The sequence below is a fragment of the Brevibacterium linens ATCC 9172 genome (assembly GCF_900169165.1).
In the GTDB taxonomy this organism is placed as follows: Bacteria; Actinomycetota; Actinomycetes; order Actinomycetales; family Brevibacteriaceae; genus Brevibacterium; species Brevibacterium linens.
On the sequence record NZ_FXYY01000046.1, the window covers coordinates 1 to 7,296 of the forward strand.

6 protein-coding genes and 1 pseudogene are annotated in these 7,296 nt (G+C 60.0%); all 7 read left to right on the plus strand.

What is annotated here, in order from left to right:
- Positions 1-555 precede the first annotated feature (555 nt).
- Complete coding sequence (locus BLIN9172_RS17390; RefSeq protein WP_101556139.1) at positions 556-777, plus strand: hypothetical protein; 222 nt, start codon at positions 556-558, stop codon at positions 775-777.
- Positions 778-839: 62 nt separating this feature from the next.
- Positions 840-1,736, plus strand: a complete 897-nt coding sequence (locus BLIN9172_RS17395) for a tyrosine-type recombinase/integrase (RefSeq protein WP_101556140.1) — start codon at positions 840-842, stop codon at positions 1,734-1,736.
- Positions 1,737-1,835: 99 nt separating this feature from the next.
- Entirely contained in the window at positions 1,836-2,417 is a 582-nt protein-coding gene (locus tag BLIN9172_RS17400; protein ID WP_101556141.1) for a hypothetical protein, read from the plus strand.
- A 45-nt stretch (positions 2,418-2,462) separates the two neighbouring features.
- Entirely contained in the window at positions 2,463-2,762 is a 300-nt protein-coding gene (locus BLIN9172_RS17405; RefSeq protein WP_101556142.1) for a glutaredoxin family protein, read from the plus strand.
- The gene (locus BLIN9172_RS17410) at positions 2,759-3,895 is read left to right on the plus strand and encodes a YibE/F family protein (RefSeq protein ID WP_101556143.1); all 1,137 of its coding nucleotides are present in this window, start codon (positions 2,759-2,761) and stop codon (positions 3,893-3,895) included. Before BLIN9172_RS17405 ends, BLIN9172_RS17410 begins: the two co-directional genes overlap by 4 nt.
- 138 nt (positions 3,896-4,033) lie before the next feature.
- Positions 4,034-5,818: a hypothetical protein gene (locus BLIN9172_RS17415; protein WP_101556144.1), complete on the plus strand. Its 1,785-nt coding sequence runs from the start codon at positions 4,034-4,036 to the stop codon at positions 5,816-5,818.
- Positions 5,815-7,296: pseudogene (locus tag BLIN9172_RS17420) on the plus strand (hypothetical protein); the annotation flags it as partial. The gene BLIN9172_RS17415 and the pseudogene BLIN9172_RS17420, both read left to right, overlap by 4 nt.

Here is a 7,296-nt window from a genome sequence, read left to right on the forward strand (position 1 = left end):
ACGTTTGAGGGCAGAAGTGGTTCGATCTTCTCCCACTGCTCATCAGTGAAGACTCGGTGTCGTTGCTGTGTAGTCACGTCTCCACCGTGCCAGTCCTGGAATGGTCAATAAAGGAGACACGCCCTAGTGGCACTGGGCAACTACTTGCCGCATCGTGGGTTGTCGCACTCCGTCACCTGGTGATCGAAGGCGCTGACGACCAATGAAAACGAATCACCTCACCATCCGGTCCGTGAAGGCAATCCTCAAGCGTGCAGGGTTCGACTATTCAGAGCTCAGTTTCACGATCATCAACCGGTCTGGCTCTCATATGGGCGGCCGCTACACCGGGCAGCGTGTCGAACAATTTGACGTTCGGATTGCCGGCCAACCAGACAGCCGCAGGACAGTGCGCGCGATTCTCGGTGAACGCGGCCTAGAAGTAGCACCCATGCCGAACCATGACGATTGGAGCCGCGGCTCCGTTACGATACCTGCCCATGGATAACTCCGCGTCAGCACCGTGCAATAGCCTGCTGGATACAAACCGCACCTCAAGTCTAAGGAGAAGTCACCATGGACTTCGGAGTCATCGTTGCGCTAGTAATCGGAGGCTTCATACTGGTCGGCGTCCTCGGCATAGCTGTCAGGCTTGCCTTCTTCGCCTGTGCCGCATTAGCAGCAGCATCTTTCCTCCAAATTTTCCTGGTCGAATCATCGGGTCCACTTTGGCTAGCTGCCATAGGCGGAACGATCGGATTCTTCCTCTTCGGAGCACTCCTCGGCAGGCCTCGGTAAAGCCGAACAAGTTAGAACATGCTAAAAACAATCTCACTTCCCCTATTCGAAAGTGAGATCCCATGTCAGACCACCAGCTGACGAAACCACACCAGGCGCTCCACGACGCGTTCACGACAGCCCTATCGACCTACCGCTCTCCATACACAGTCGAGCTACGCGGCTACTATCTCCAACGGCTCATGACATGGGCTCAGGACACCACCGAGCATGGTTCTGTCCTCAGACTCACCCTCGAAGATTTCCACACTTGGCTTTCCAAAGACGTTGGTCCAGCAATCTCCACGAAACGATCTGCCCGCTCTACCCTCAGTGTGTTTTACGAATGGGCCGAAACGATCGGCAAGATCAAGAAGAACCCTGCGCGCAAGCTCCCCAGCATGCGCAACAGCGTCGGAATCCCGAACCCGTGCCCGACCGATGACATTCAACGAGCCCTCGACCGAGCAACACGCCCCATCGACGTACTGATGATCCTCTTCGGAGAACTCCAAGGAATGCGAGCCGGAGAAATCTCTCGAGCCCACTCCGACGACGTCATGCTTCCCACCAAGGAACTCCGCGTACTCGGCAAGGGCAACAAACAACGCCTCGTCCCCCTCCACCCCCTCATGCAGGAACTGTTGCCACAGTTCCCAACCGGATATTTCTTCCCTTCCGACCGGAACCCCTCGGGACACATGTTGCCCCGTTCAATCGGTCGACGTGTTCGGCATCTTCTTGGTTTCCAACCCGGAAGAAATGCACACTCGCTGCGCCACAAGTTCGGCGTCGACGCCCTCGAGCTCAACCCCGACCTCATGGGCCTGCGAGACCTTCTTGGCCACGCGTCCGTTGCTACGACGCAGATCTACACAAAAGCGTCCAGCAGTCGGTTGAGCAAGCTCGTTGACGACATTCCAGAACCGCCCGGGCACCGCGACAGACTCCAAGCGCTCAAGCGCGAAACAATCCCCTAATCACTGGCGTAACGATCCCCGCCACGTCTCCAGCGACAAACACTGACATCGCGTGTGCCCGAACTTCGTGCACAAGTCCACACCAACAAAGGAACCGTGATGAGCAAAATTCCCACCCACTACCCCGTCAAGTACAAATGCGGCCACACCGCCAGCACCGACCTCTCAAAAGTCCCGCCCTCGAGACGCGCCCAAGCGGCACGATCAGACTTCTACGCCACGAAAGCAGGCAAAGACCAGAACGGGATGATCTGCCCCAACTGCTTCAAGAAGCAACGAAAATCCGACACCGAGACCTTCCTTAACCAACTGATGCTCGACACCGAGGCCTTCGAAACCACGCACGACCTACCGGAACTTGAAGGTACCGATCGGATGGTTTCATCCGGTCTCGTCGAAAGCGCCCGCCGTGACCGGTTCAGCGTTCTCTCCACCCTCCTCGGCGACGACACTGAGTACCCCGACAACCGCGAAGAGGTCCTCACCGCAGCGCAATCACTGACCTGGGCCGGATGGTGGGCCAACACACTGTCCTACGGGATCCGGAAGGACAACGACTACGGGCAGGAAGAGTTCTACACCCTCGTCATTGACGGTGCAGAACAGGAAGCTAAACGCGATAAGAGCGAGCGAGTCGTGGCCGAAAACCCCCACGATTGGAACCCCAACGAAACAGAATGACGAGCCGAGGTGACCATCATGACCACCCCAACCGAGGAGGAACCAATGTCGAACATCACTGTGTGGTCGGCTCCACAATGCAGCAAGTGTAAAAGCACGATCGACTTCTTCAAGCGAGCAGGGTTCCCACCGACCGTGAAGGACCTCTCCGCTCCCGAAAACCTCGACAAACTCAAGGAGATCAAAGCCGCAGGCCACGCCACAGCACCCTATGTCGAAACACCCACCGACTCGTGGTCCGATCTCAGGCCCGACAAGATCGCCCAGGCAATCGCAGCCGAACGCGCTGCAGCACCATCACCGACCCTCCAGTCACCGACACATTCCCATGATCTGAGCGCATGAAAACGCTCATTTCACGCCTTGACCACGGCACCCGCCTCTCCACAGCGGTTGTCGTGGTCATTGCTGTGACCCTCATTCCCCTCGTCATCGCACTGTGGCCCCACCAACCCAGCACAACCGGTACGACTTACCCCTCTGCTGTTCTCTCTGACGTGTCCTACACCGACTGCGAGAACGTCACCGACGAAGTTCCCTGCGGCCAAGCCACCGGCACTCTAAACACCGGGCACCAAGTCGAGGTGATGCTCTTCCGCGACGCCTGGCTCTCACACGCCTCCAACGACGACCGAGCCATCCTCTACGCCTCAAATAGCCCCGACTCAGACACCGTGTACACATTCCACTCACACGACCGCGCAATCAAACTTGCCATCTTCACCATCATCGTCATCATCGTCGTCCTTCTCGTCATCGGCGGCAAAGGTATCCGCGCAATCGCCTCCCTCCTGGCCTCAGCCTTGTTCATCTGGGCCTTCCTGATCGGCGGGATCTCAACTGGCGGATCCCCACTGCTCTACACGACCGTCAGCATCGTCCTTGTGCTCACCGCGGTGCTGTTCTTCACCCACGGCCTCTCAACAAAAACACTCGCCGCCTGGGCAGGAACCATGTGTGGAGCCGCAACAGCCATGATCGCAGGCTCACTACTGTCCAGTTGGTTGCGACTGGGGCCCGCAGACGAATCCGCCTCCGCGTTGACCTACACCAGCCTCGACATTGACCTCTCCGCCCTGTCTCTGGCCGCACTGCTCATCGCTTTGATCGGGATCCTCAACGACATTGCCGCAGCCCAAGCCGCTACCGTCTTCTCTCACACCACACCGGGCACAAGACCAAACTGGAAAGCGATCGCCCCGACCGCCCTGGCCGTCGGCAGGGACCACTCGGCCTCAGCGATCTACACCATCAGCTTCTCCATCGTCGGCGCCGGCCTCGCCGCGTTCGTCCTCGCCCACGCCTACAACCAACCCTTGTCAGCGTTCCTCCAGACCGACACAGTTGCCACGACGCTCACTCAAATGCTGGCAGGCATCATCGGCATCATCATCACCATGCCAGCAACAACAGCCTTCGCACTCGTACTCTCCCGCATCCCCACCAAGCCGCAGCCCTTATCTGCGCACACTCACTGACACTCACCCCACGACGGCCCTGCACGAAACGTGCGGGGCCACTGTCCGTGTGATCTCACTCGCATCATTGACAAACATTCCCCCGCTCAAACGGCGCACAGAAGGCGCAACCCGAAAATCCCCTCAAGGCGGAGAGACATGCACGACACCACAGATACGACCCCAGACACCGTCTTCCCCGAGCTCGCCCCGAACGGGCTGATCGTCACCGCCGAAGTCACCCTCAGAGACCGGTCGAACGTCTCCGTGTCCAAACCCACCCTCGACGCAACCCTGGCCATGATTCGCCGCCGCCACCATAACCGGCCACCCGTGATCGAACTCGCACCCGTCCATGCCAAAGACACCGTGTGCTTCGCCCCTGGCCGCTGGCACGTCACCGCCACGGGTCTGGAGCTGCTCGACCCCTCAAACAAGACCCCCACCACGTATCAGATGGAGTTCCACAACTTCTCGATCATCACCCCCGGCGAAGGGTCAATCGCAGCAAAGTCCTCACTCTCGGTCGTCGTCGCTGCCGCTCAGTCACTGGCCAACCGCAACGTCGAAGAGTTCGAACTGACTTCGGCACTGCCCGGGTTCCGTGGCCTCGTCCTCTCCCCCGAGAGCTTCGACGACACCGTCGAGCTCTCAACAGTCCCAGAACTGCCGCCCAAACCCACGACCAAGCCACATACTCCTTCACGACTGCGCAGGTTCATCACACGGGCGAAGAAGCCGTGGGAGGCTGTCAAACCGGCACGCACCACCAAAATCCGACCACGGAAGCCAACCACACGTCGGAAGAATGCGCTCCTCCCCATCGAGTGGGCCAAGAAGGCACCGGTCATCCTGACCATCGGAGCCGTTGTCCTCGTCGGCCTCCTCATCGTCGGCCTGCTCCAGTTCGCACCATCGCGCGAGGCTGAACCCGCAGCAGCACCCACTTGGTTCACCCCAGCACCGACGGCAGAGCCCGCAGACGCAGAACTTCTCACCGGATACGACAAGAAACTGTGGGAACTGCCAGCCGATAAAACCGCAGCGCTGGGATGGTTCAAGGCCGGAGTCGCCTACGTCACTCCCGACAGTGGCGAACTCGCCCTCAATGACACCTCCACTGGAGACGAGATCGCGAAAGCAAAACTCGACGGACCCATCAAGTACACCGCCGAGTTCACCACCGGCGACACCCCAGCAGTCGCGGCACGCACCGACAAGTCCGTCACCGCAATCACCGCCGACGGAAAGACCCAATCATGGTCAGTCGCAAAGGATCAGAAACTCAACGTCACCGGCACCACCCCGATGATCACGTCGAAGAACGGTGACATCCACGCCCTGACTGTTGGTGAGAAGGCCCCGGTCGCGGTCACCGGCAATCCTCAGTTCCTGCCGGCGTCGATCGACGACCACTCCCTCATCCAAGTCGAGTCCGGGAAGCCACGACTCGTCAGCGTCCCGTTCGGCGAAACTGACGATGAAGCCACCACAATCACGTTGACCGCCCCGACAGACGATGCAGCGTTTGTACGGCACATCAGTGCTGGACATGGTCTGGCGGTTGCCGAATGGGCTGTCGAGGGCACCAACTTCATCGTCGTCCACTCACTGACCGAAAACGGTGCTATCACCGGGGCGACAGAAGCCTCCCCAACCAGCCAGGACTGGAAAGTCGGCCGCGGCCTCGAGACCGCGATCATCGGCGATACCGCGTTCAACCTCAGCAACGGCACCATCGCCGCCCAATCAACTACTGGTGACTTCACAACAGCTCTCGGACCCGCCGCGATCACCGAGGCCGGAGCAGAGCGCACTTACTACCTGAACAAGCACACCTATACCGATCCAGATCGTGTCATCGGCTTCACCAGCGAAGGCATCGCACTCGTGCGCGGCTCCAACGGTGTCGTCACCGCCAATGAGAAAGGTTCAACCAAATGACACAAGTAACACCCGCTAAGAGGCGAATCCTCGCAGCCGCGCTGGCTGTCGGCCTCGCCACATCAGGAACCACCATGGCCACCTCGCTGGCCCATGCCGATGAGACCAGTGAAGGGTCGGCTTCCGAAGACCCGGCCCCAGAGGTCGAAACACCACGAGCTGACACTCAGCCCGCCAAGAAACCCGAAACCACCCCACCGGCCAACGACAAGCCCGAAGCACCCACTAAGGCGGAAACCCAACCTGCCAAAAAGCCAGAACCGGCACCCACTCCCCCAGCCCCCGACAACGTTGACACACAACCCGCGAAGAAGACCGAGCCGAGCGTACCCGAGCAGCCGAAGGCAGACACTCAGCCAGCGAAGAAACCCGCCGAACCAGCAAAGGTCGACGAACCTTCTGCCCCGGTGGAGATCCCCGAGGCCCCCAAGGACGATGATGGCCAGGATGATTCCGATGGCCAAGCCCCAACTGAGAACCCCACCGAGGAACCAACAGAGGAACCGACGGATTCGCCCTCGGATGAGCCGACCGAGGAACCGACTGATGATCCCACAGAGGATCCAGGGGACGACCCGGATTCTCCCGAACCTCCGGACGAAGATTCCTACGACCCGACCGACCCCGGTGACCGTGGCGAGCCAGATCCCGAGGCACCGGCTCCCCCGCCTGACTCCGACCACCAGTACCCGGTTGACAATTCCGACCCGGTGACCGTCAAGCCAGCGATCCCACCCGAGGACTACGACCAGACCTCGATCGGGCTCGTCGACCCGAAGACCGGCAAACGCTCACCGAAGGCCACAGTGGACGGATACGGGACGTTCGTAACGCTGCCTGACGGATCGGTGACCTTCACCCCTGACAAATCGTTCGAGGGTTCCGTGACGATCAAGTACTTCGTCAAGAACAGCAACGGCGACTGGGTTGTCGGCTGGTTCACCGTCCACGGTGGTGGCACCACCCCGCCTGTCGACAAGGACGCTACCGCCGATAGCAACGGAGACGACTCTGCCTCGGGTGGTTCCACGGCGGACGGCGACAACAAGGACGCCAGCGCTGACGCCGGATCCAACGGTTCTGATGCGACCAGTAGCGCAGACGGAAGCGACAACGCAGGCGGCGGAACCGCTACTGATAACGGTGGTGCTGATGGTGCCAACGGAGATCAGAGCAGCGAAGGCGACAAGAGCGCCGACGGTGCCAACAGCGATGACACCGGCACTGCAAATGGCGACCGGGAAGCCGAAGCCGATGCATCTGGTACTGACGCGACGGCAAACGCACAGGGCCCGCCTCCTGCCGCTGACAGTGACAGCAACGCAGGCTCCGACGACGGAGGCCCGGGCACGGGCGTGAACCCCTGGAAGTGGACACATCAATGTGTACTATCAGGCGGCAATGTCCATCATAAATGTGTAATCGACCTCGAAGTCAACCGGTGCTCGATAACCCAGACTCGAATGTCTCCGCCTCGA

Coding starts and splice junctions, on each gene's coding strand:
- BLIN9172_RS17390 (WP_101556139.1), top strand. CDS start 556: ATGGACTTCGGAGTCATCGTTGCGCTAGTAATCGGAGGCTTCATACTG.
- BLIN9172_RS17395 (WP_101556140.1), top strand. CDS start 840: ATGTCAGACCACCAGCTGACGAAACCACACCAGGCGCTCCACGACGCG.
- BLIN9172_RS17400 (WP_101556141.1), top strand. CDS start 1,836: ATGAGCAAAATTCCCACCCACTACCCCGTCAAGTACAAATGCGGCCAC.
- BLIN9172_RS17405 (WP_101556142.1), top strand. CDS start 2,463: ATGTCGAACATCACTGTGTGGTCGGCTCCACAATGCAGCAAGTGTAAA.
- BLIN9172_RS17410 (WP_101556143.1), top strand. CDS start 2,759: ATGAAAACGCTCATTTCACGCCTTGACCACGGCACCCGCCTCTCCACA.
- BLIN9172_RS17415 (WP_101556144.1), top strand. CDS start 4,034: ATGCACGACACCACAGATACGACCCCAGACACCGTCTTCCCCGAGCTC.